Here is a 20,436-nt window from a genome sequence, read left to right as displayed (position 1 = left end):
TCAAAAAGGCACCAGCCCCCCGGTTCGGCCCGATTTTCGGCCGATCGGGGGAGTGTGCTTGGTTGACGCGATGAAAAACGGCTGCATAGTGCGGGCCACTGCGGCGTTGGCGAAAACATGGTTCCGGCGCGCGCACAGAGAAAGAAAGGCGTAAAATGGAGAAGCCACTTAACAAGCAGGAACTCGTCGCCGCTGTGGCGGATGATGCCGATCTGCCGAAGGCGAAGGCTGGCGAAGTGGTCGACGCCGTGTTCAGTGCGATCGAGAAGGCCCTGTCGAAGAAGCAGGAAGTCCGCCTGGTGGGCTTCGGCACCTTCGTGACGGCGACCCGCAAGGCCGCCAAGGGCCGTAACCCCCGCACGGGCGAGGAAATCGACATTCCGGCTTCGACCTCGGTGCGCTTCAAGCCGGGCAAGAACCTGAAGGAAGCCGTGAGCTGATCACGCCCTGACAGGGTTGGGGCGGGCGGCCCGTTCGCCCGCCCCCGGCTGGCCCGGTGGGCCAGCCCCGTTTGGGAGCCTGACCGGACAGGTGCGCCGGATCGCCGCCCGCGCAGGTGCGGCCAGGTTTCGAGGGCGATTAGCTCAGCGGTAGAGCGTCTCGTTTACACCGAGAGGGTCGGCGGTTCGATCCCGTCATCGCCCACCAGCATGGTGCCTGTCCGGCGATCGGACAAAAAGACGATCGTCTGGTTGACGCGTCCGGGCAGCATGGTTAAACACCGCCTCACGCCTTCGCGGGTGTAGCTCAGTTGGTTAGAGCGCCGGCCTGTCACGCCGGAGGTCGCGGGTTCGAGCCCCGTCACTCGCGCCATGGTCGTTTCATGCCTGATAATGATCGACCGCGTGGCACCTGTCTCAAGGTGCATTTCCCCAATAATCCGATCTGTGTCCGGCCCTTTATTCTGGCCGGAGAAATGTGGGTTGTCCGTAACGCGCATGTTCGCGTGGCGTATTCGTCATCACGGGAATGTTCATCACTTGATGACGCGTCGCGGTCTGGTCGGGTCCGGACGATGGGTCTAACCTCCTGACCATGACGACGCCCTGTTTCGTCGTGACGCCGCGTCGGCGTGCCATCAGCCAGGGAGACGCGCCATGCAGCCGGTGCTCGCAAATTATTTCCCCGTTCTCGTCTTCGGTGTGCTGGCGGTCGTCATCGCCGGCGCGATGCTGGGAAGCTCCCTGCTCTGCGGCCATCAGAAGCCCTATGCCGAGAAGGTCTCGGCCTATGAATGCGGGTTCGAGGCGTTCGACGATGCGCGGCATCGGTTCGATGTCCGGTTCTATCTGGTGGCGATCCTGTTCATCATCTTCGACCTCGAAGTCGCCTTTCTTTTTCCGTGGGCGGTCAGCCTGTCGCGAATCGGCCTGTTCGGCTTTCTGTCGATGATGGGGTTCCTGGGCATATTGACGGTCGGGTTCATCTATGAATGGTGCAAGGGCGCGCTGGACTGGGATTGAGCGGCACCGGGGCCGGGCTACGGGAGGGAACAGAGGCATGAACAAAGCTGATGCGACAGGGGACGGGCAGGGCGCGATCGCCTGGAACCGCGAAATGCTGCCCCCGGGGCCGGAACAGGATGCCGTCATCAAGGGGATTACCGGCGAGATCACCGAGAAGGGGTTCGTCGTCGCCAATCTCGACAAGCTGGTCAATTGGGGCCGCACGGGCAGCCTGTGGCCGATGTCCTTCGGGCTGGCCTGCTGCGCGGTGGAAATGATCCACGCCTATATGCCGCGCTATGATCTGGACCGGATGGGGATCATTCCGCGTGGCTCGCCGCGCCAGTCGGATGTGATGATCGTGGCGGGCACGCTGACCAACAAGATGGCGCCGGCCCTGCGCCGGGTCTATGACCAGATGGCCGAGCCGCGCTGGGTGATCTCTATGGGGTCCTGCGCCAATGGCGGGGGCTATTACCATTATTCCTATTCCGTCGTGCGTGGATGCGACCGGATCGTGCCGGTGGATGTCTATGTCCCCGGTTGCCCGCCGACGGCCGAGGCGCTGATCTATGGCATCCTGCAATTGCAGAAGAAGATCCGCAGAACAGGGACGATTCTCCGTGGCTGAACCGGGTGCCGAACTGACGATGCAGGTGTCTCTGGCGCGCGGCGCGCTGGGGGCCCTGGCCTTTGCGCTGTCGACCGGCGTGCCGGGGATCCACGCGGCCGCGATCGAGGGGGGCGAACTGGTGGTGCGGACCAGCCGCGACCGGCTGCTGGCGCTGATGAGCCTGTTGCGCGACGATCCGCGTTATGCCTGCGAGCAGTTGATGGATCTGTGCGGCGTCGATTATCCGGCGCGGGCCGAGCGGTTCGAGGTCGTCTATAACCTGCTTTCGGTGACGCATAATCACCGGATCCGCGTGATCGTGACGACGGACGAGACCAATCCGGTGCCGTCGGTCCATCATTTATGGCCGTGCGCCACATGGTGGGAACGCGAATGCTATGACCTGTTCGGCGTCCTGTTCTCGGGCCAGCCGGATCTGCGCCGCATCCTGACCGATTACGGGTTCGAGGGGCATCCGTTGCGCAAGGATTTTCCGCTGACCGGCTATGTCGAGATGCGATACGACGAGGATCGGCGCCAGGTGGTCTATGAACCGGTCAAACTGACGCAGGATTTCCGTAATTTCGATTTCGAATCGCCGTGGGAGGGCATCCTGACCCTGCCGGGCGACGAGAAGGCGCATGAATCCCGCCAGGGGCTGAAGCTGCCGCGATGACGGGACCATCCAGACACGAGGCGAGGACGCGCACGGTGAGGGAGAGCGGACGATGAGCGAGATTGTCCTTCACGAGGATATTCCCGAGGCGCTGCTGTCCGAGGGCGCGGCCGCCGAAGCCGAGATCCGGACGGTGGAGATCGATTCCCACGCTCTGAATTTCGGCCCCCAGCATCCTTCGGCCCACGGTGTGCTGCGGCTGGTGCTGGAGATGGAGGGCGAGGTCGTCGCCCGCGCCATTCCGCATATCGGGCTGCTGCATCGCGGCACCGAAAAGCTGATCGAATACAAGACCTATCCGAAGGCGCTGCCGTATTTCGATCGGCTCGATTACGTCTCGCCGATGTGCGAGGAGCAGGCCTTCGCGCTGGCGACGGAAAAGCTGCTGGGGATCGAGGCCCCGGACCGCGCGAAGTGGATTCGCGTGATGTTCGCCGAAATGACGCGCATCCTGAACCATATCCTGAACCTGACCTCGTTCGGGCTGGATTGCGGCGCGCTGACCCCGGCGCTGTGGGGGTATGAAGAGCGCGAGAAGCTGATCGAATTCTACGAGGCGGCGTCGGGCGCGCGCTTCCATGCCAATTATTTCCGCCCGGGTGGGGTTGCGCGTGACATGCCGGCGGGCCTGGAGGAGCGGATCGCGGAGTGGGCGCGGGACTTCCCGCGCTGGATCGACGATCTGGAAACGCTGCTGACCAACAACCGGATCTGGAAGCAGCGAACGGTGGGGATCGGCGTGTTCACCACCGAGCAGGCGCTGGCCTGGGGGTTCAGCGGGCCCTGCCTGCGGGCGTCGGGCGTGCCGTGGGACCTGCGCCGCGCGCAACCGTATGACAATTACGACAAGGTGACGTTCAACATTCCCGTCACGCGCCAGGGCGATTGCTACGACCGCTATCTGGTGCGTGTGGCGGAGATGCGCGAGAGCGTGAAGATCGTCGAGCAGTGCCTGGCGCAGATCAGGCCGGGGCCGGTCAAGGTGCAGGACCACAAGATCACCCCGCCGCCGCGCCGGGAGATGAAACGCTCGATGGAAGCGCTGATCCATCATTTCAAGCTGTTCACCGAAGGCTATCACGTGCCGCCGGGGGCGACCTATACGGCGGTCGAAAGCCCCAAGGGCGAATTCGGGGTCTATCTGGTCGCGGATGGCAGCAATCGGCCCTACCGGTGCAAGATCAGGCCCACCGGCTTCGCCCATCTCCAGGCGATCGACGAGATGTCGCGCCGCCACATGCTGGCCGACGCGGTTGCCATCATCGGGTCGCTGGACCTGGTGTTCGGCGAGATAGACAGGTGACAGAGATGTCCGCTCATTCCCCCATCGACCAGATCGAACAGCCCGACGGCTTCGCCTTCGATGCCGAGAGCGAAGAGCAGATCGCGGCGATCCTGGCCAAATATCCGCCCGAGCGTAAGGCGAGCGGCACGCTGCCGCTGCTGTATGTGGTGCAGAAGCAGATGGGCCGGCAGACCGGCAGCGCCTGGGTGCCGCGCGTGGCGATGGACGAGGTGGCGCGCCGGCTGGAGGTTGCGCCGATCCGTGTCTACGAGGTGGCGACCTTCTACCTGATGTTCAATACCAAGCCGATCGGGCGGTATCATCTTCAGGTCTGCACCACGACTTCGTGCTGGCTGCGTGGCTCGGACGAGGTGGTCGCGGCGTGCAAGAAGGCGACCGGGATTTCGGGGTTCGGCCAGTCGAGCGCCGACGGGTTGTTTACCTTGACCGAGGTCGAGTGTCTGGGGGGCTGCGCCAATGCGCCCATCCTACAGGTCGATGACGATTTCTACGAGGATCTGGACGGGCCGCGCACGATCGAACTGATCGAGGCGCTGCGGCGCGGCGAGCGCCCGGTGCCGGGACCGACGATCGACCGGCTGAATTCGGCGCCGGAAGGTGGGCGCAGGACGCTGGCGGACAGTCCAGCGAAGCAGGGCTGAGGGGGAGAGACGGCATGTTGCAGGATAAGGACCGGATCTTCACCAATCTGTACGGTCAGCATGACTGGCGGCTGGCCGGGGCGCGCCAGCGCGGCGACTGGGACGGCACCGCCGAGATTTTGGCGCGCGGGCGCGACGCCATCGTCAACGAGATGAAGGGGTCCGGCCTGCGCGGCCGGGGAGGGGCGGGTTTTCCGACCGGGGTCAAATGGTCGTTCATGCCCAAGAATTCGGACGGGCGCCCGCATTATCTGGTCATCAATGGCGACGAATCCGAGCCGGGGACCTGCAAGGATCGTGAAATCCTGCGGCACGAGCCGCACAAGCTGATCGAAAGCGCGTTGATCGCGTCCTTCGCGATGGGGGCGCATGCGGCCTATATCTATATCCGCGGCGAGTTCTTCAACGAGGCGCGGCATCTTCAGATCGCGATCGACGAGGCCTATGCGGCCGGGCTGATCGGCAGGAATGCCGCCGGATCGGGCTGGGATTTCGATTTCTACATTCATCGCGGCGCCGGGGCCTATATCTGCGGCGAGGAAACCGCGCTGCTGGAGAGCCTGGAGGGCAAGAAGGGGCAGCCGCGCATGAAGCCGCCCTTTCCGGCGGCGATGGGGCTGTATGGCTGCCCGACGACGGTCAACAATGTCGAGAGCATCGCGGTTTCGTCCACCATCCTGCGGCGCGGAGCCTCGTGGTTCTCGGCGCTTGGGCGGCCGAACAATGCCGGCTCCAAGCTGATGGCCATTTCGGGCCATGTGAACACGCCCTGCGTGTTCGAGGAAGAGCTGGGCGTGCCGCTGAAGGAGATCATCGAGACGCATGGCGGCGGGGTCCGCGGCGGCTGGGACAATCTGCTGGCGGTGATCCCCGGCGGCTGCTCGGTGCCGGTGCTGCCGGCGTCGGTGTGCGAGACGGTGCTGATGGATTACGACAGCCTGCGCGCCGAGCGCTCGGGCCTGGGCACCGGCTGCATGATCGTGATGGACAAATCGACCGACATCATCCGGGCGATCGCCCGGTTCTCGCAATTCTTCAAGCATGAGAGCTGCGGCCAGTGTACGCCGTGCCGCGAGGGCACCGGCTGGATGATGCGGGTCATGAACCGGATGGTCGAGGGTCGGGCGGAAATCGAGGAAATCGACATGCTCGAACAGGTGACGCGCCAGGTCGAAGGCCACACGATCTGCGCGCTGGGCGACGCGGCGGCGTGGCCGATCCAGGGGCTGATCCGGCATTTCCGTCCGGTGATGGAGGAGCGGATCGCGTCCTACAAGGCGGCCCACGGCGTGGGGCGGATCACGCAGGTGCCGCTCGGCATTCCTGTGGCGGCGGAGTAAGGGCGATGGTGAAGGTAACCGTCGACGGGATCGTCGTGGACGTTCCCAACGGGTCCAGCGCGCTCCAGGCGTGCGAGGCGGCCGGCAAGGAAATTCCGCGCTTCTGTTTCCATGAGCGCCTGTCGGTCGCGGGCAATTGCCGCATGTGCCTGGTGCAGGTGGTGCGGGCGCCGAAGCCGGTGGCGTCCTGCGGCTTTCCGGTCGGGGAAGGGATGGAGATCCTGACCGACACCGAGATCGTGCGCAAGGCGCGGCGGGCGGTGATGGAATTCCTGCTGATCAACCATCCGCTGGACTGCCCGATCTGCGACCAGGGTGGCGAGTGCGATCTACAGGACCAGGCGTTCGGCTATGGCGCCGATCATTCGCGTTATCACGAAGCCAAGCGCGCGGTGACGGATAAATATCTCGGCCCGCTGGTCAAGACCGTGATGACGCGGTGTATCCAGTGTACGCGCTGCATCCGCTTTGCGACCGAGATCGCGGGCGTGCCCGAACTGGGTGCGGTCTCGCGCGGCGAGAACATGGAAGTGACCAATTACGTCGAGAAGGCGCTGACATCCGAACTGTCGGGCAACCTGATCGATATCTGCCCGGTGGGCGCCCTGACCTCCAAACCCTATGCCTTTACCGCGCGGCCGTGGGAATTGAAGCGGACGGATTCGATCGATGTCAGCGATGCGGTAGGGACCAATATCAGCCTGCATGTGCGCGGCACCGCCGTGCTGCGGTCGGTGCCCCGGGTCAATGACGCGGTGAACGAGGAATGGCTGGCCGACAAGGGGCGGTTTTCGGTCGACGGGTTGAAGCATCGCCGGCTGGATCGGCCCTGGGTGCGGGTGCATGGCAAGCTGCATCCGGTCTCGTGGCAGGACGCGTTCGTGGCGATCGGCCGGCGGCTGGAGGGCGTGGCGGGTGAGCGGATCGGCGCCATTGCCGGCGATCTGTGCGACGCCGAGAGCATGCTCGCGCTGAAGGACCTGATGACGGCGCTGGGGTCGCCCAATATCGACTGCCGGCAGGATGGCGCGGAGTATGATCTGTCGCACCGGGCCTATTATACCTTCGGCACCACCATCGCCGGGATCGAGGAGGCCGATGCGCTGCTGGTCGTGGGGTCGATCCCGCGCCAGGAGGCGCCGGTGCTGAACGCGCGCATCCGCAAGCGCTTCCTCTCGGCGGGAAGGGGCGGCTTTCCGGTCGGGCTTGTCGGCGCGCCGACGGCCGACCCGACCTACAAGGCGGACGTGCTGGGCGAGGGGCCGGAGGTGCTGGCCGCGCTGCGGGATGGCACGCATCCCTTCGCCGAGGTTCTGAAGACGGCGAAGAAGCCGATGATCATCGTCGGGCATGGCGCGCTGACGCGGTCGGATGCGCGGGCCATCCTGGCCGCTGCCTGGGCGCTGGCGGCCGAAACGGGGGCGGTGGGTGCCGGATGGAACGGCTTCAATGTCCTGCATCGCGCGGCCAGCAGGGTCGCCGGACTGGATCTGGGGCTGGTGCCCGGCAAGGGCGGGCGCAGCGCCGCCGGGATGATGAGCGGCGGTGTCGAGGTGCTGTGGCTGCTGGGGGCGGACGAGTTCCATACCGCGCAGATCGGGCCCGAGACCTTCGTCATCTACCAGGGCCATCACGGCGACGCGGCGGCGGCACGGGCGGATGTGATCCTGCCCGGCGCGAGCTATGCCGAGAAATCGGGAACGTATGTGAATACCGAGGGGCGGGTCCAGCGGTCGTTCCAGGCGGTCATGCCGCCCGGCGACGCGCGTGAGGATTGGCGCATCCTGCGGGCGTTTTCCGAGGTCGTGGGGCATACGCTGCCCTATGACACCATGGAGGCGCTGCGCGAGCGGCTGGCCACGGTCAATCCGGTCTTCCGGGTGATCGGCGGGCTGGACGAGGTGGACGTGTCGGCGCTGCCGGGGCCGGTGGGGGTCGGCGCGGTGTCGCCGGTGCCGTTCCGCCCGGTCTTCGACGATTATTATCAGACGGATCCGATCTGCCGGGCCAGCCCGACGATGGGCGAGTGTTCGCGGATCTATGTCCATCCCCGGACCGTGGCGGCGGAGTAAGGCGACGTGGCGCATTTCTTTCTGCACACATTGATCGGCCAGGTGATCCTGACGGTCCTCGAGGCGCTGGCCGTCCTGGTGCCGCTTCTGCTGGGCGTGGCCTATCTGACGCTGGCCGAACGCAAGGTCATGGCGGCGATGCAGCTTCGCAAGGGGCCGAACGTCAATGGCCCGTTCGGCGTGTTGCAGGCCTTCGCCGACGCGATCAAGATGATGACCAAGGAAACCGTGATCCCGTCGGGGGCCAATCGCTTCCTGTTCCTGTTTGCGCCGTTCCTGACCTTCTCGCTGGCCATGACCGCCTGGGCGGTCATTCCCACCAATGACGGGTGGGCGGTGGCCGATATCAATGTCGGGGTGCTGTACCTGCTCGCCATTTCCTCGCTGGGGGTCTATGGCGTGCTGATCGCGGGCTGGGCGTCCAATTCGAAATACGCCTTTCTCGGCGGGCTGCGCGCGGCGGCGCAGATGGTGTCGTACGAGGTGTCGATCGGCCTGGTGATCGTGTCGGTGCTGCTGGCGGTGGGGAGCCTGAACCTCAACGATATCGTGCTGGCGCAGCGCCATGTGTGGTTCTGCCTGCCGATGTTCCCGATGTTCATCATCTTCTTCATCTCGGCGCTGGCGGAAACCAATCGCGCGCCGTTCGATCTGCCCGAGGGCGAGAGCGAGCTGGTGGCCGGCTTTTTCGTCGAGTATTCGGCGCTTGCCTTCGGCCTCTTCTTCCTCGGCGAATATGCCAACATGTTCCTGATGTCGGGAATGGTCAGCATCCTGTTCCTCGGTGGCTGGCTGCCGCCGATCGGGATCGCGCCCTTTACCTGGATACCGGGGCCGCTGTGGCTGATCGCGAAAATCCTGTTCTGCCTGTTCGTCTTCATCTGGGTGCGCGCGACGTTCCCGCGTTACCGCTACGACCAGTTGATGCGGCTGGGGTGGAAAGTGTTCCTCCCGCTCTCGCTGGTGTGGATGGTGCTGACGGCGGGTTTCCTGATGGCGACCGGGCTGCTGCCCCAGGGAGGAGCGAGCTGATGGGCACTCTCGACCGAACGGTCCGTTCCTTTCTGCTGGCCGAACTGGTGGCCGGCATGGGGGCGACGCTGCGGGCTTTCTTCAAGCCCAAGGTGACGATCAACTATCCCTACGAGAAGGGACCGCTGTCGCCGCGTTTTCGTGGCGAGCATGCGCTGCGCCGCTATCCGAACGGCGAGGAGCGCTGCATTGCCTGCAAGCTGTGCGAGGCGGCCTGCCCGGCGGAGGCGATCACCATCGAATCCGAACCGCGCGATGACGGGTCGCGGCGCACCACGCGCTACGACATCGACATGACGAAATGCATCTATTGCGGGCTGTGTGAGGAAGCCTGCCCGGTCGACGCGATCGTCGAGGGGCCGAATTACGAGTTCGCGACCGAGACGCGGGAAGAACTCATGTACAACAAGGACAAGCTGCTCGCCAACGGCGACCGCTGGGAAAGCGTCCTGGCGCGGCGGCTGGAACTCGATGCGCCCTATCGCTGAGGGGGAGGCCGGGACAGTGCGGCAGCGGGAGAAAAGAGCCATGCGGCAGGAAGGTCACCGATGATGACCCAAATCGTCTTCTACGTGTTCGCGACGGTGCTGATCCTGTCGGCCGGAATGGTGGTCAGCGCGCGGAATCCCGTTCACTCCGTGCTGTTCCTGATCCTGGCCTTCTTCAATGCGGCGGGTCTGTTCCTGGTCGCGGGCGCCGAGTTCCTGGCGATGATCCTGGTCATCGTCTATGTCGGCGCCGTCGCGGTGCTGTTCCTGTTCGTGGTGATGATGCTCGATGTCCGCTTCGCGCAGATGCGCGAGGGATTGCAGCGCTACGCCCCCTTTGGCGCGGCCGTGGGGCTGGTGCTGCTGGCGGAACTGGCGCTGGCCTTCAGCCACTGGCGGGTGGCGCAGGACATCGCCTCCGTGCCGCATGTGGTGGCGGCGCCGGGCCGGACCAATACGGCCGCCCTGGGTGACGTGCTGTACACGCACTACGTCTTCCTGTTCGAATCGTGCGGCCTTGTGCTGCTGGTCGCGATGATCGGCGCCATCGTGCTGACGCTGCGCGAACGGCCGATGGGGCGCAGGCAGAATATCGAGCGGCAGCACGAGCGCACCGCGGCGGATACGCTGGCCATGATGACCGTGCCGCTGGGGCAGGGGGTGACGGCCAATGGCGGTTTCCGCCGGCCGGAACGTTCCTACTACATCGCGTCGGTGCCCGGATCGTACGGGGTGACGGCCGAGCCCGTGCCCCAGGCCACTCCGGCCCATGAGACCCAGCGGGGCGGGCACGGCGCCGACAATCATGGAGGGCTGGCGCAATGACCGGCGGACTGGGAAGCATCGGCATCGGGCCTTATCTGACGGTCAGCGCCATCCTGCTGGTTCTGGGCGTGTTCGGCATCTTTCTGAACCGCAAGAACGTCATCATCATCCTGATGTCGATCGAGCTGATCCTGCTGTCGGCGAATTTGAATTTCGTCGCGTTTTCCTCGGCACTCGGCGATCTGTCCGGGCAGGTCTTCACCCTGTTCGTCCTGACTATCGCGGCGGCGGAATCCGCTATCGGGCTGGCGATCGTGACGGTCTATTTCCGCAATCGCGGGTCGATCGAGGTCGACGACGTCACCATGATGAAGGGCTGAGCGGGCCATGCAGACGGCATCCATCCTTTTCGAGATCGCGGTCCTCGGCCCCCTGTTCGCCTGCGTGGTGGCGGGGCTGTTCGGGCGGGTGATGGGCGACGGGCCGGCCAAGGCGCTGACCACTTCCGTCATGCTCATCGCAGCCCTGTGCGCCGGTGGCGCGCTGGTTACGGCGATGCATGCCGGCGGCATGCCGGTCGTGGTGCAACTGGCGGACTGGATCCGCGCCGGCAGCTTCCATGCCGCCTGGACGCTGCGGCTGGATACGCTGTCATTGTCCATGGTCGCCATGGTGACGCTGGTCTCGGCCCTCGTGCATGTCTACAGCGTCGGCTACATGGGGCACGAGACGATCCCGACCTATCGGTTCTTCTCGTATCTCTCGCTGTTCACCTTCGCCATGCTGATGCTGGTGACGTCGAACGACCTGATCCAGCTCTTCTTCGGCTGGGAGGGCGTGGGCCTGGCCAGCTATCTGCTGATCGGCTACTGGTACGACCGGCCCAGCGCCTGTGCCGCCGCGATCAAGGCCTTCGTGGTCAATCGCGTGGCCGATCTGTTCTTCATGGTCGGGATCGCGCTGCTGTTCGTCGAATTCGGCTCGGTCACCTACGACAATATCTTCGCGCTGGTGCCCGCGCATGGCGACGATACCTATACGCTGTTCGGCACGCACCGGATCTATGAGACGATCTGCCTGCTGCTGTTTATCGGCGCGATGGGCAAGTCGGCGCAGCTTTTCCTGCACACCTGGCTGCCGGACGCGATGGAGGGCCCGACGCCGGTCTCGGCCCTGATCCATGCGGCGACCATGGTGACGGCCGGGGTGTTCCTGATGGCGCGGATGTCGCCGCTGGTGGAGTTCGCCCCCGATACCAAGGCCTTCATCCTGTTCATTGGGGCGACGACCTGCTTCTTCGCCGCCACGGTCGGGCTGGTGCAGCCGGATATCAAGCGCACGATCGCCTATTCCACCTGTTCGCAGCTTGGCTACATGTTCATGGCGGTGGGGGCCGGGGCGTATCAGGCATCGGTCTTCCATCTGACGACGCATGCCTTCTTCAAGGCGCTGCTGTTCCTGGGCGCGGGTTCGGTCATCCATGCCGTGCATGACGAGCAGGACATGTTCCGCATGGGCGGGTTGTGGAAGAAGATTCCGCTGACCTATGGCGCGATGTGGGTGGGCAGCCTGGCCCTGGCCGGCATCTTCCCCTTCGCCGGCTACTGGTCCAAGGATGCGATCCTGGAAGCCACGTGGATGGCGCATAGCGGCCTGGGCTTCTATGGCTGGACGTTGGGCTGCGTCACCGCCTTCATCACCGCCCTGTATAGCTGGCGGCTGATCTTCCTGGTGTTCCATGGCGCGCCGCGCGAGGCGCACCTGCATGAGGGCGCGCATGAAAGCCCGGCCTGGATGACGGTGCCGCTGGTGCTGCTGGGGATCGGCGCCGTGCTGGCCGGCCTGCTGCTGGCGCCGTACTATATCGGCGCGGGCCAGGAAGCGTTCTGGAACGGGGCGATCGTGAACGCGCCGGGCAACACCATCATCGCGACGCTGGAACAGACGCCGGAACTGATTGCGCTGGTGCCGACCGTTGCTGGCGTGCTGGGTATTCTGGTGGCCTATCTGTGCTATGTGGCCAGCCCCGGCGTCCCGGTGTCGCTGGCGGCCAGCCTGCGGCCGATCTATCTGTTCCTGCTGAACAAATGGTATTTCGACGAACTGTACGACCATCTGTTCATCCGGCCGTATCGCGCCCTCGCCACCCTGCTGTGGAAAGGTGTGGACGAGGAGGTGATCGAGGGGATTCCCCACGGCCTGGCCCGGGTGACGGCGGGGACCGCCGCCCAGGCGGTGCGGACCCAGACCGGTTCGATCGCGATCTATGCCTTCACGATGCTGATCGGCCTGGTGGTGCTCGTCTCCACCCTGCTGGTCTTCCATTGATCTCCGGGAACGGGTTTGAACCGATGAACTGGACACTTGCTCTGCCGGAAATCGTCCTGGCGCTGTGCGGCCTCGCGATCCTCGTCTTCGGGGTGGTGCAGAAGAAGGAACAGCCCTTTCTCTCCTGCTCCATGCTGAGCATCGGCGCCTTCGCCCTGACCGCGTTCCTGGTCGTGATGTCGCCCGACGGGATCGGTTACAACCACATCTTCATCAATGACAGCTTCGCCCGCTTCATGAAGATCCTCAGTCTGGCGGGCGGGGCGCTGACGACGGTGCTGACGGTCGGCTATGCGCGGGAGATGAAGATCGAGCGGTTCGAATTTCCGGTCCTGCTGCTGTTCTCGACCCTTGGCACCATGATGATGGCGTCGTCGGGCAACCTGATGACGCTGTTCATCGGGTTGGAACTGTCGTCGCTGGCCATCTACATCCTCTGCGCCTTCGCGCGGGACGATGTGCGGGGGGCCGAGGCGGGGCTGAAATATTTCGTGCTCGGATCGTTGGCGTCGGGACTGCTGCTCTATGGTTCGGCCCTGGTCTACGGATTTGCCGGCACCATGGAATATGGTGCCATCCGGACCGCGCTGAGTGCGACCTCCGCCGTGCCGATGGGGTTGATGATCGGCATCGTGTTCATGCTGGCGGGCCTGACCTTCAAGCTGTCGGCGGTGCCGTTCCATATGTGGACGCCTGATGTCTATCAGGGCGCGCCGACCCCGGTGACGGCCTTCATGGCCGGGGCGCCGAAGATCGCGGCCTTCGCGCTGTTGCTGCGGGTGATGGCGGGGCCGTTCGGCCATGTTTCGCCGCAATGGCAGATCCTGATCGAGGCCATTGCGATCGTCTCGATGCTGTTCGGGTCGCTGGCGGCCATTCCGCAGACCGACATCAAGCGGCTGATGGCCTATTCGTCGATCGGGCATATGGGCTACGCGCTGATGGGCCTGTCCGCCGGCACCGAGGAGGGCATGCGCGGCACGCTGGTTTATCTGACCACCTATCTGCTGATGAATGTCGGGGTCTTCGCCGTTATCATCGCCATGCGCCGCAAGGGGCGCGCGGTGACGCGGATCGCCGATCTGGCCGGATTGAACCGCACCGATCCAGGGCTGGCCACCGCGATGGCGATCTTCATGTTCAGCATGGTCGGCGCGCCGCCGATGGCCGGGTTCTTCGGCAAGATGCTGGTGTTCTATGCCGCGGTGAACGCGCACCTGTTCGGGCTGGCGGCGGTCGGTGTCGTCAGCAGCGTGATCGGTGCCTATTATTATGTGCGCGTCATCAAGGTGATGTTCTTCGACGAGGCGGCGGCGCCGCTGGATCGGCGGCCGCTGTCGCTGTCCTTCGTCTCGGTCGGGATGGGGATCGCGACCGCCGGGTTCCTGATCGTGCTGGGGCCGGTTTCGACGGCGGCCGAGGCCGCGGCGCAGGCCCTGTTCAGGTGACGGTACGATCGGCGCCGGGGGCTGTCGCCTGGCGTCTGGACGTTCATGACGAACTGGGCTCGACCTCCGACTGCTGCATCGCGGCGGCCGGGCAGGGGGCGGAGGCGGGACTGGCGATCATGGCCCGGCGCCAGACCGGGGGCCGGGGCAGCCGGGGGCGCGACTGGCAGGACCCTGGCGGCAATCTTGCCTTGTCGGTCCTGCTGCGCCCCGGCGAGGCGGACGGCGCGGTGGGGCTGTGGCCGTTCGTGGCCGGGCTGGCCTTTCATGGGGCGATTCTGCCCTGGATTCGCGATCCGGCGCTGTTGCGGCTGAAATGGCCCAACGACCTGCTGCTGGGGGGGGACAAGACCGCCGGCATCCTGATCGAGAGCGGGAACGATGCCAGGGGGCGGTGGCTGGTCATCGGGTTCGGGGCGAACCTGCGTGCCGCGCCGTCGATTGCCGGGCGGACCCTGGCCTGCGTCGCCGCGTTTGGCACCGCCCCGGATCCTGAGATTCTGGCCCGTGCGATCTGCGTCGAACTGGATCGATGGCAGGCGGTGTGGCGCGCGGACGGGTTCGAATCGCTGAGGGCAGCATGGCTGGAGCGCGCCCACCCTGCGGGTACCAGGCTTGTGGTGCGCGGCGAAAGCGGGCAGGTAGAAGGTTCGTTCGTCGGTCTGGACGAGCAGGGGATGCTCCTGCTGCGCTGTGCCGAGGGGCTGAGACGGATTTCGACCGGCGAGATCCTGCTGCTGGACCGCGATGCCGCAGGGGCGTCCGGGAGCAGGGGAACCTGACGGCCGGTCAGGGTTTAGGGGCGCGTCGGTCCGACGATCGTCGAGCGGGAACAGGGAGTTCCCGGCTCCGATCGCGCGGGCCGCGCGGCGGGATTGCCCCCGGGTGGGGCGTGGATGTCTGGCGGACGGGATTGCCGTCCGCGCGGGGAAATGCCGGCGCGCCCGTGGAGGGCCATGCGGACCGTACCCATATTTGCATATTCCCGTGGGGAGGCTGTTTTCCTCCTCATGATTCGTGTTGGTACAAAAGGATAGGTTATGAGCGACACCAATGATGGTCTGGCCTTTCTGCCTCTGGGCGGAACGGGCGAGATCGGCATGAATCTGAATCTCTACCGGCTGGGTTCCACCTGGCTGGCGATCGATTGCGGCATCGGCTTTTCCGGCAACGACACGCCGGAAGCCGAGATCCTGATGCCGGACCCGGTCTTTATCGTCGACCGGAAGGCCGATCTGGCGGGGCTGGTGATTACCCACGCGCATGAGGACCATCTGGGGGCGGTCGCCCATCTGTGGCCACGCCTCGGCTGTCCGATCTATGCCACGCCCTTTGCCGCCGCCGTACTGCGCCGCAAGCTGAGCGAGGCGCATCTACAGCAGCAGGTGAAGATCCATGTCATCGCGCCCGGCGGCGCCTTTCATGTCGGGCCGTTCGACCTGCGCTTCATTCCGGTGACGCATTCCGTGCCCGAGGCCCAGGCGGTGGTGCTGCGTACGCCGTATGGCATCATCGTCCATACCGGCGACTGGAAGTTCGACCCCCAGCCGATGGTGGGACCGCCCACCGACGTCGCGGCCTTCGAGGCCCTCGGCGACGAGGGCGTGCTGGCCATGGTCTGCGACAGTACCAACGTGATGACCCAGGGGCCGTCGGCCTCGGAATCCGATGTGCGGCGGAGCATGACCGACCTGATCGCCTCGTTGAGCGGGCGTATCGCCGTGACCTGCTTCGCCAGCAACGTGGCCCGCATCGAGACCGTCGCCAAGGCCGCCCAGGCGGCCGGCCGGTCGGTGGTGATCGTTGGCCGGTCGCTGCGCAATCTGGACGTGGCGGCGCGGGAATGCGGCTACCTGGCCGATGTGCCGCCCTTTCTGTCGGAGCAGGAAGCCAATTCGCTGCCCGATGACGAGGTGGTGATGATCATCACCGGCAGCCAGGGCGAGCCGCGTTCGGCGCTGTCGCGCATCGCCAGCGACAGCCACCCCAATATCTCGCTGGGCCAGGGGGATACGGTCATCTACAGCAGCCGCATGATCCCGGGCAACGAGCAGGCGGTGATGCAGGTGCAGGATAACCTGACGCGCCGCGGCGTGCGGGTGCTGACCGATCGCGATCATCTGGTCCATGTGTCGGGCCATGCCACGGGCGGCGACGTGCGGCGGCTGTTCGACCTGGTGCGGCCGCGCTTTGCCGTGCCGGTGCATGGCGAATGGCGCCACCTGACCGCCAATGCCGCCATCGCGCGCGAAAAGGGCGTGTTGCCGATCCTGCTGGAGGATGGCGACATCCTGAACCTGGCGCCGGGAACGGTCGAGGTCGTGGATACCGCGCCGACCGGCCGGCTGGTGCTGGATGGCGGGCGGCTGCTGCCGATGAATGGCGGCGTGCTGGCGGCGCGCCGGCGCATGCTGTTCAACGGCATCGTGATGGGCAGCTTCGCGGTGGATGACGAAGGCTATCTGATCGGTGATCCGAAGGTGAGCGCGCCTGGCCTGCTGGACCCCGAGGACCCCGAGACGACGCGCCTGACCGAGGAATTCGGCGACGCGCTGGACGAGATCCCCGATGAGTTGCGTCGGGACGACAATACGTTCCGCGAGGCGGCGAAGACGGCGCTGCGCAGGGCGCTGGGGCGGAAATTGCAGAAGCGGCCGCTGGTCGACGTTCATCTGCTGCGGGTCTAGGACCTGCAAAAGGGGCCGCCGGAAGGTTGCGGCAGAAAGGTCATGTCGCCCTTTCTGCCGGCCCCGGACGTTTTTTCCCTAAACCCGGCGTTTCTCCGGATTGGGTGGGCGCACTGTATGAGTCCTGGCCGGCCCTGTCACGGGTCGGGGCGGCTTCGGCCCTTCACAGTTGGGTGTTGTCGGCCGGACATGGCGGCGGCGCGGATTCTGGCGTATTCACCTTGTCCTGAGTAACGATCCACCCGGCGCTGCGCCGGTTTTTCGAGGTTGATAACGGTATGCGTCTGTCGCGCGGCTTCCTGCCCACTCTCAAGGAGAATCCTGCCGAGGCGCAGGTCGTTTCCCACCGGCTGATGTTGCGGGCTGGGCTGATCCGCCAGACGGCGGCGGGGATCTATGCCTGGTTGCCGGCGGGATTGCGCGTCTTGCAGAACATCGCGCGCATCGTGCGCGAGGAGCAGGACGCGATCGGGGCGCAGGAACTGCTGATGCCCACGATCCAGTCGGCGGATCTTTGGCGCCGGTCGGGCCGCTATGATGCCTATGGTCCGGAAATGCTGCGCATCCAGGACCGGCACGAGCGCGAACTGCTGTACGGACCGACCAACGAGGAGATGATCACCGACCTGTTCGGCCAGGTGGTCAAATCCTATAGGGAACTGCCGCAGGCGCTATATCATATCCAGTGGAAATTCCGCGACGAGGTGCGGCCGCGTTTCGGCGTGATGCGCGGGCGCGAATTCCTGATGAAGGATGCCTACAGCTTCGATGCCGATTATGCCTCGGCGGTCGATTCCTATCGGCGGATGATGCTGGCCTATCTGCGCACGTTCCAGCGGCTGGGCGTGAAGGCGATCCCGATGGTGGCCGATACCGGGCCGATCGGCGGCGAATTGAGCCATGAATTCCTGATCCTGGCGCCGACGGGCGAAAGCGGCGTCTTCTTCGACAGCGGGTTCGAGGCGCAGGACTGGCTGTCGGAGCCGGTGGATATCGACGACCGGGCGTCGCTGGAGGCGTTCTTTACCCGCATGACCTCGTTCTATGCCGCGACGGACGAAAAGCACGACGAGGCCGCCTGGGCGGACGTGCCGGCCGAACGCCGGCGCGAGGGGCGGGGGATCGAGGTCGGCCATATCTTCCATTTCGGTCGCAAATATACCGAATCGATGGGGATTACCGTCAGCGGACCGGATGGCGCGCCGCTCTATCCGGAAATGGGGTCTTACGGGATCGGCGTTTCGCGCCTGGTGGCCGCGATCATCGAGGCCAGCCATGACGAGAACGGCATCATCTGGCCCGACAGTGTGGCGCCGTTCCGGGCCGCAATCCTGAATTTGAAGTCCGGCGATGCGACCTGCGACGCCATCTGCGAGACGATCCATGGCGCCGCGCCCGAGGCGTTCCTGTATGACGATCGGGGCGAGCGCGCCGGGGTGAAGTTCGCCGATGCCGACCTGATGGGCCATCCGTGGCAGGTCATCGTCGGGCCGCGCGGCGCCAAGGAGGGCGTGGTGGAGCTGAAGCGCCGCGCCGACGGCACGCGCGTCGAACTGTCGGTGGACGAGGCCCTGGCGCGTATTCTCGGGGGCTGATCGATGTTCGGTCCGTTCGAACGGGCGGTTGCCGGCCGGTATCTGCGCGCCCGCAAGGGCGAGCGGTTCGTATCGGTCATCGCCATCTTCTCGCTGGTCGGGATCGCGCTGGGCGTGGCGACGCTGATCATCGTCATGTCGGTGATGAACGGGTTCAAGGCCGACCTGATGGGGCGGATCCTCGGGCTGAACGGTGACCTGAGCCTGTTCGGCGTGAGCCGGACCATCGGGAATTATGACGATCTGGCCGCGACCGTGCGCCAGGTGCCCGGAGTGGTGACCGCGACGCCGCTGATCGAGGGGCAGGCGCTGCTCAATTCCGGTTCGTACAACGCGGGCGGCATGGTGCGGGGCATGACCATGCAGGGCCTGCGCGACCTGCACGAAGTCAGCGACTCGCTGGTTGCCGGATCGCTGGACAAATTTGTCGGCAATGATGCGATCATCATCGGGGTGACGCTGGCGGAGCGGGCGGGACTGTCGGTGGGATCGAAGATCACGCTGATCTCGCCCAACGGGGCGGCGACGCCGTTCGGCATGATGCCGCGCATCCGCGCCTATCATGTGGTGGGCATCTTCGATGCCGGCATGAACGACTATAATGTGGGCTATGTGTTCCTGCCGCTGGCGGCGGCGCAGATCTATTTCGAGATGCCGGGGCAGGTGACGCAGATCCAGGTGATGACGCGGGATCCGACGAATGTGCGGCCGGTGCGTCAGGCGATCGAACAGGCGGTCGTCTCGGACCCCAGGGTGCGGGTGCTGGACTGGACGCAGACCAACAACGCCTTCTTCGGTGCGGTGCAGGTGGAGCAGAACGTGCTGTTTCTGATCCTGACGCTGATCGTGCTGGTGGCGGCGTTCAACGTGATTTCGTCGCTGATCATGATGGTGAAGGACAAGACCGGGGATATCGCGGTGTTGCGCACCATCGGGGCCACGCGGGGCGCGATCATGCGCATCTTCCTGATGTGCGGGGCCTCGGTCGGGGTGACGGGGACGGTGATCGGCACGGCGATCGGGATCGTGTTCTGCCTGAATATCGAGCGGATCCGCCAGTTTCTGCAATCGTTGACGGGAACCAACCTGTTCAATCCGGAAATCTATTACCTGGAGCGCCTGCCGGCGAAGCTGGTCTGGCCGCAGGTGTTCGAGGTGATCGTCATGGCGCTGGTGCTTTCGTTGCTGGCGACGCTTTATCCGTCCTGGCGCGCGGCGCGAACCGATCCGGTGGAGGCCCTGCGTCATGAGTGACGCCGCCGGGAGCCCGCTGGTGCTGCGCGACGTGCGGCGCACCTTTCGCAGCGGCGACGAGAGGCTGGACGTGTTGCGGGGCGTGGACCTGACCCTGCGGGCCGGTGAGATCGTGGCGCTGGTCGCGCCTTCGGGCACCGGCAAGTCGACCCTGCTGCATCTGGCCGGACTGCTGGAATCGCCCGATGCCGGGCAGGTCGTCGTCGGCGGGCGGGATGCCGGCCGGCTGGGCGATCTGGAGCGGACGGCGATCCGCCGCCGGATGATCGGCTTCGTCTATCAGGCGCATCACCTGCTGCCCGAATTCACGGCGCGAGAGAATGTGGTGCTGCCGCAACTGATCGCGGGCGCGCGCCGCGCCGATGCGCGGGTGCGGGCGGAGACGCTGCTGGGTTCGTTCGGGCTGGCGCATCGGCTGGACCATCTGCCCGGGCGCCTGTCGGGTGGCGAGAAGCAGCGCGTGGCGATCGCCCGGGCCCTGGCCAATCGGCCGGGAATCCTGCTGGCCGACGAACCGACGGGGAATCTGGACGTGAGGACGTCCGGTGCCGTGTTCGATGAGCTGGTGCATATGGTGCGGGGGCAGGAGGTGGCGGCGCTGATCGCGACGCATAACGAGGAACTGGCGGCACGGATGGATCGGGTGGTGACGTTGCGCGATGGGCGGCTGGTCGATACGTGAGGCATCTTTTCCTGAAGAAAAAGAAGCAGAAAGACTTTTGATTCGTTCGGGGCGTCGCGGGGCG

General features: G+C 65.4%; 19 protein-coding genes and 2 tRNA genes. All 21 read left to right on the top strand.

Annotated elements, in window-relative coordinates; genetic code table 11:
• Positions 1-155 precede the first annotated feature (155 nt).
• The 21 genes from HLH48_RS18505 (at position 156) to HLH48_RS18405 (ending at position 20,372) form a co-directional block, all read left to right on the top strand.
• Positions 156-440, top strand: a complete 285-nt coding sequence (locus HLH48_RS18505; RefSeq protein ID WP_012227333.1) for an HU family DNA-binding protein — start codon at positions 156-158, stop codon at positions 438-440.
• 133 nt (positions 441-573) lie between these two features.
• Positions 574-648 (top strand) — tRNA-Val (locus HLH48_RS18500).
• Positions 649-736: 88 nt separating this feature from the next.
• Positions 737-813, top strand: a tRNA-Asp gene (locus HLH48_RS18495).
• A gap of 284 nt (positions 814-1,097) precedes the next feature.
• Positions 1,098-1,463 (top strand): NADH-quinone oxidoreductase subunit A, encoded by a 366-nt coding sequence (locus HLH48_RS18490; protein ID WP_182998957.1) that lies wholly within the window; start codon positions 1,098-1,100, stop codon positions 1,461-1,463.
• Positions 1,464-1,500: 37 nt separating this feature from the next.
• Positions 1,501-2,076: a NuoB/complex I 20 kDa subunit family protein gene (locus tag HLH48_RS18485; RefSeq protein ID WP_182998956.1), complete on the top strand. Its 576-nt coding sequence runs from the start codon at positions 1,501-1,503 to the stop codon at positions 2,074-2,076.
• A gap of 19 nt (positions 2,077-2,095) precedes the next feature.
• On the top strand, positions 2,096-2,734 hold the full coding sequence (locus HLH48_RS18480; RefSeq protein WP_182998964.1) for an NADH-quinone oxidoreductase subunit C: 639 nt from the start codon (positions 2,096-2,098) through the stop codon (positions 2,732-2,734).
• A gap of 52 nt (positions 2,735-2,786) precedes the next feature.
• Entirely contained in the window at positions 2,787-4,037 is a 1,251-nt protein-coding gene (locus HLH48_RS18475) for an NADH-quinone oxidoreductase subunit D (protein ID WP_182998955.1), read from the top strand.
• 5 nt (positions 4,038-4,042) lie between these two features.
• Positions 4,043-4,681, top strand: a complete 639-nt coding sequence (locus tag HLH48_RS18470; protein WP_182998954.1) for a complex I 24 kDa subunit family protein — start codon at positions 4,043-4,045, stop codon at positions 4,679-4,681.
• A 14-nt stretch (positions 4,682-4,695) separates the two neighbouring features.
• Positions 4,696-6,021 carry an NADH-quinone oxidoreductase subunit NuoF gene (gene nuoF, locus HLH48_RS18465; RefSeq protein ID WP_182998953.1) on the top strand — a complete coding sequence of 442 codons (1,326 nt, stop codon included), beginning with the start codon at positions 4,696-4,698 and terminating at the stop codon, positions 6,019-6,021.
• A 5-nt stretch (positions 6,022-6,026) separates the two neighbouring features.
• Positions 6,027-8,093, top strand: coding sequence for an NADH-quinone oxidoreductase subunit NuoG (nuoG, locus tag HLH48_RS18460; RefSeq protein WP_182998952.1), 2,067 nt, complete (start codon positions 6,027-6,029; stop codon positions 8,091-8,093).
• Between the two features lie 6 nt (positions 8,094-8,099).
• The gene (gene nuoH, locus HLH48_RS18455) at positions 8,100-9,125 is read left to right on the top strand and encodes an NADH-quinone oxidoreductase subunit NuoH (RefSeq protein WP_182998951.1); all 1,026 of its coding nucleotides are present in this window, start codon (positions 8,100-8,102) and stop codon (positions 9,123-9,125) included.
• Entirely contained in the window at positions 9,125-9,613 is a 489-nt protein-coding gene (gene nuoI / locus HLH48_RS18450; RefSeq protein WP_182998950.1) for an NADH-quinone oxidoreductase subunit NuoI, read from the top strand. Before nuoH ends, nuoI begins: the two co-directional genes overlap by 1 nt.
• A gap of 60 nt (positions 9,614-9,673) precedes the next feature.
• Positions 9,674-10,438: an NADH-quinone oxidoreductase subunit J gene (locus HLH48_RS18445; protein WP_182998949.1), complete on the top strand. Its 765-nt coding sequence runs from the start codon at positions 9,674-9,676 to the stop codon at positions 10,436-10,438.
• Positions 10,435-10,758 carry an NADH-quinone oxidoreductase subunit NuoK gene (nuoK, locus tag HLH48_RS18440; protein WP_182998948.1) on the top strand — a complete coding sequence of 108 codons (324 nt, stop codon included), beginning with the start codon at positions 10,435-10,437 and terminating at the stop codon, positions 10,756-10,758. Before HLH48_RS18445 ends, nuoK begins: the two co-directional genes overlap by 4 nt.
• A 7-nt stretch (positions 10,759-10,765) precedes the next feature.
• Positions 10,766-12,706 carry an NADH-quinone oxidoreductase subunit L gene (gene nuoL, locus HLH48_RS18435; RefSeq protein ID WP_182998947.1) on the top strand — a complete coding sequence of 647 codons (1,941 nt, stop codon included), beginning with the start codon at positions 10,766-10,768 and terminating at the stop codon, positions 12,704-12,706.
• Positions 12,707-12,729: 23 nt separating this feature from the next.
• On the top strand, positions 12,730-14,154 hold the full coding sequence (nuoN, locus tag HLH48_RS18430; RefSeq protein ID WP_182998946.1) for an NADH-quinone oxidoreductase subunit NuoN: 1,425 nt from the start codon (positions 12,730-12,732) through the stop codon (positions 14,152-14,154).
• The gene (locus HLH48_RS18425) at positions 14,151-14,936 is read left to right on the top strand and encodes a biotin--[acetyl-CoA-carboxylase] ligase (protein WP_182998945.1); all 786 of its coding nucleotides are present in this window, start codon (positions 14,151-14,153) and stop codon (positions 14,934-14,936) included. The genes nuoN and HLH48_RS18425 overlap by 4 nt, the downstream gene beginning before the upstream one ends.
• A 258-nt stretch (positions 14,937-15,194) precedes the next feature.
• Positions 15,195-16,841, top strand: coding sequence for a ribonuclease J (locus HLH48_RS18420; protein WP_182998944.1), 1,647 nt, complete (start codon positions 15,195-15,197; stop codon positions 16,839-16,841).
• A 278-nt stretch (positions 16,842-17,119) separates the two neighbouring features.
• Positions 17,120-18,436 (top strand): proline--tRNA ligase, encoded by a 1,317-nt coding sequence (proS, locus tag HLH48_RS18415; protein WP_182998943.1) that lies wholly within the window; start codon positions 17,120-17,122, stop codon positions 18,434-18,436.
• 3 nt (positions 18,437-18,439) lie between these two features.
• A complete protein-coding gene (locus HLH48_RS18410) occupies positions 18,440-19,690 on the top strand; it encodes a lipoprotein-releasing ABC transporter permease subunit (protein WP_182998942.1) in 1,251 nt (416 codons plus the stop codon).
• Complete coding sequence (locus tag HLH48_RS18405; protein ID WP_182998941.1) at positions 19,683-20,372, top strand: ABC transporter ATP-binding protein; 690 nt, start codon at positions 19,683-19,685, stop codon at positions 20,370-20,372. The genes HLH48_RS18410 and HLH48_RS18405 overlap by 8 nt, the downstream gene beginning before the upstream one ends.
• Positions 20,373-20,436 lie beyond the last annotated feature (64 nt).

This window comes from Gluconacetobacter sacchari (assembly GCF_014174255.1).
Classification (GTDB): Bacteria; Pseudomonadota; Alphaproteobacteria; order Acetobacterales; family Acetobacteraceae; genus Gluconacetobacter; species Gluconacetobacter sacchari.
This window is presented reverse-complemented; position numbering and strand designations above follow the sequence as displayed.